We start from the raw sequence: 1,675 nt of genomic DNA, 5'->3' as shown, positions 1-1,675 counted from the left end.
GTCTCCCGGCTCAATAGTGTCAGCCATGCTATCGCCGCGCACATTGATTACTTTCACTGTTTCGGGAGGCCTGCTACCGAACATAGCTATAGCCCGTTCGTTGTTATACTCAATGGATCTGATCACATCAATCACATCACTTCCCTGAATAAATCCACCGCCCGCACTAGCGCTTATATCAAGTATCTCAACTCTGAACACGGCTGTTTCCTCCTGAACAACAGGATTATTTTTACTGTATTCATATACAGTATTACTGTTTTCAGCCGCAGTAAAGAGCTCGGCAACTCCAATGCCTAAAGCTTCAGCAAATTTACTAAGTGATTGTTCAGTAAATGACTTTTGCTTACCGGTTTCCAGGCGTGAGATGTTCGCGCCATCAATTCCAACAGCGTCAGCCAGGTCTGAAATTTTCATTCCCTTCGCTAAGCGAAGTTCTCTTATACGTTTTCCTATGTTCATGCGCCCATTACAAGTTGTTTTTGCGTCATATGCAAAGCGACTTGCGCAATTCGTAACTACCCTTTAATATGCGAGTTGCGCAATTATAGGAGGTTTTATGCAATCACCATTACGAATCTTGCGTATATCGCAAGGTCACACGCTTTCACATGTAGCGAAGCTGATTGAAATCGACCCTGCTAATTTAAGCCGGATCGAAAGAGGCCAGCAAATGGCGTCTCTAGAAGTGGCTGAAAGGTTGGTCAAATTTTATCAAGACCAGATTAACGAGCTTCAAATTTTATATCCCCATCGCTACCCAGACTTTGTTTCATCTGGAAAGACTATCACCGCTCGCGCATAGCCATAACTACCAAAGGGAAAACAACATGGTAGATCTGAAATCAGTAGTTAAAACGATGTGCAAAGCCTATCCCGGCGGTCGGTCTGCTATGGCTGGCGCGTTGGGCATGACTGAAACGCAGTTCAACAACAATCTTTACGAAAAGAACGGCTGCCGGTTCTTCGAAATTGCCGAGCTGGAAGCGATGGAAGACATCAGTGGCACTAATCACCTGGCGGATTACTTCGCCCAGCGGCGCGGTGGCTTTTTCGTTGAAATCCCAAATCGCGATGAGCTGGACCACGTTGATCTGTTTATTAAGGGCGTAAAGGTGGCGGCAAAAAGCGGGAAGGTGGATCAGCAAATCAACACGTCTATTGCAGATGACGGCGTGATTGATCAGAACGAGAAGGCCGAGATTATGGCGCTGCATTTGAAGCACTTATCTGCGCGCGATGAATATGTGAAGTCAGTGGTGGCTTTGCATGAAAGGGTTGACGCCTCAGGAGTGCAGTCCCGAGGCGTCGGCGCATTAAAAACGTGTGTGGAGTAATTAACGCATGAACAGTTTACTCATAAAAGCTGGCGTCCCGCAAATGCGCTGCAAAGCGACTGGCGGCAACAAACAAGCTTTGTCGTATGAAGTGATGGTATCGGGCCACTGGGTACCGTGCAACTACCAGATCGTCCGGTGGTGGGTAGGTTACGTCAGGGTGAGAAGCCGGAAGGTGACTGCATGTCTGAAGAAATCCAAACGCTGGACAGGCACTACAAGGATTGGCGGGGCGTTGTGGTACACGTCGTGGGCTTCGACAGAGCAGGGGATCGCGTCATCTTCATGCGTGCCGGTTACCCGCATGAGTGCGCCCAGCCGGTTGAGTTATTCCGATC

General features: G+C 48.4%; 4 protein-coding genes. 3 read left to right on the top strand and 1 reads right to left on the bottom strand.

Going from position 1 to position 1,675, the window contains the following annotated elements; all coding sequences use genetic code 11:
• The coding region (locus tag AC1DUO_RS24740; protein ID WP_477989266.1) for an XRE family transcriptional regulator at positions 1-462 on the bottom strand (462 nt) is incomplete at its 3' end.
• Positions 463-559: 97 nt separating this feature from the next.
• Between AC1DUO_RS24740 and AC1DUO_RS24735 the strand changes: the two genes are divergently transcribed.
• The 3 genes from AC1DUO_RS24735 to AC1DUO_RS24725 form a co-directional block, all read left to right on the top strand.
• Entirely contained in the window at positions 560-805 is a 246-nt protein-coding gene (locus AC1DUO_RS24735) for a helix-turn-helix domain-containing protein (RefSeq protein WP_014416537.1), read from the top strand.
• A 25-nt stretch (positions 806-830) separates the two neighbouring features.
• The gene (locus tag AC1DUO_RS24730; RefSeq protein ID WP_477989264.1) at positions 831-1,337 is read left to right on the top strand and encodes a YmfL family putative regulatory protein; all 507 of its coding nucleotides are present in this window, start codon (positions 831-833) and stop codon (positions 1,335-1,337) included.
• Positions 1,338-1,520: 183 nt separating this feature from the next.
• The coding region (locus AC1DUO_RS24725) for a DUF4222 domain-containing protein (RefSeq protein ID WP_477989268.1) at positions 1,521-1,675 on the top strand (155 nt) is incomplete at its 3' end.

It is taken from the genome of Rahnella sp. P4_A8 (genome assembly GCF_056402435.1).
This window is presented reverse-complemented; position numbering and strand designations above follow the sequence as displayed.

Coding starts and splice junctions, on each gene's coding strand:
- AC1DUO_RS24735 (WP_014416537.1), top strand. CDS start 560: ATGCAATCACCATTACGAATCTTGCGTATATCGCAAGGTCACACGCTT.
- AC1DUO_RS24730 (WP_477989264.1), top strand. CDS start 831: ATGGTAGATCTGAAATCAGTAGTTAAAACGATGTGCAAAGCCTATCCC.